1 protein-coding gene and 1 pseudogene are annotated in these 1,439 nt (G+C 73.2%); both read left to right on the top strand.

The features are described from left to right. Positions 1–23 precede the first annotated feature (23 nt). Positions 24–1,187: an NAD(P)-binding protein gene (locus ACNFOC_RS54340; protein WP_416966306.1), complete on the top strand. Its 1,164-nt coding sequence runs from the start codon at positions 24–26 to the stop codon at positions 1,185–1,187. A gap of 60 nt (positions 1,188–1,247) precedes the next feature. Next, a pseudogene (locus ACNFOC_RS54335) lies at positions 1,248–1,439 on the top strand (oxidoreductase); the annotation flags it as partial.

The raw sequence follows: 1,439 nt of genomic DNA, 5'->3' as shown, positions 1-1,439 counted from the left end.
CCCCCTCCCCCGTCACTGCCCCCATCACCGTCATCGGCGGCGGCCTCGCCGGGCTCACCGCCGCGATCGCCGCGGCCGAGGCGGGTGCCGAGGTCACCGTGTACGAGGCGCACCACACCCTCGGCGGGCGCGCACGGACCGCCGAGGGGCCGTACCGGACGAACGACGGACCGCACGTCCTCTACAGCCGCGGCCCGCACTGGACCTGGCTCCGGGAGCGCGGGCTGCTCGGGCCGCTCGCCCCGATTCCGGTGTCGGCGGCGGCCCGTTTCCGGCTGCGTCACCACGGCGCCCTGCGCCGCACGCCGCCCCTCCCGATGCTCAACCTCCTCCGCCGTTCCGTCCGCCAACAGGCGCCCGTGGACGTCGACTTCACGACCTGGGCGACCGATGTCGCCGGTGAGGAGGCCGCCCGGGCCGCCGCGCACTACTCCGCCGTCGCCCTCTTCCACCACGACCCCGGCGCGCTGTCCGCCGCCTTCGTGCAGGAACGGCTACGGCGCGCGGCGCGGCTGCCGGCCGAGGCACGCTGTCCGCTCGGCGGCTGGGCGAACGTCGTCGACCGGATGGCAGCCCGGGCCTGGCAGCTCGGCGTACGCGTGGAGACGCTGTCCCGCGTCGACACGTTGCCCACGGACACACCCGTCGTCGTCGCCACCTCCCTCGACGCCGCCCGCCGCCTCCTCGACGACGACTCACTGACGTGGACGAGCGGACGTACGGCCCTCGTCGACATGGCCATCCGCACCCGGCGCGGTGACCCCTTCGTCGTCTCCGACCTCGACGAGCCGGGCTGGGTCGAACGCTTCACCGCACAGGACCGCTCCCTCGCCCCGGCCGGAGAGCAACTGCTCCAGGCACAGATCCCGATCGCGCCGTACGAGACGAAGGCCGACGGAGTCTCCCGTGCCGAGGAGCTGCTCGACCTGGGGTTCCGGGGCTGGCGGGAACGGCTGATCTGGCGGCGCACCGGCGTCGCGAGCGCTCGTACCGGAGCCGTCGACCTGCCCGGCAGCAGCTGGCGGGACCGGCCGGCCATCGATCGCGGGGACGGGGTGTACCTCGCGGGCGACCAGGTCGCGGCACCCGGTGTCCTCTCCGAGGTGTCCTTCAACAGCGCCCTGACCGCCGTGTCCCTGGCCCTCGCGGCACCGACCCGGCGAACGCTTGACCTCAAGCACGCTTGAGGTCGAAGAGTGAGGACCCCAGGCAAGCAACAAGCAACTCGTCACCACCATGGGGGCCCCATGCACGCCGTACGACTCCACGCCTTCGGACCCGCCGAGAACCTCACCTACGAACCCGTCGACGACCCCACCCCCGCCCCCGGCCAGGTCCGTATCGCCGTCGCCGCGGCCGGAGTCCACCTCCTGGACACCGTCCTACGGGCGGGAGAACAGGGCCCCCTCCCCGAACTCCTGCTTCTTATACACATCTCC

Source organism: Streptomyces colwelliae, assembly GCF_048158785.1.
In the GTDB taxonomy this organism is placed as follows: Bacteria; Actinomycetota; Actinomycetes; order Streptomycetales; family Streptomycetaceae; genus Streptomyces.
The sequence above is the reverse complement of the archived record's forward strand: the minus strand, read 5'-3'. Positions and strand labels throughout refer to the sequence as shown.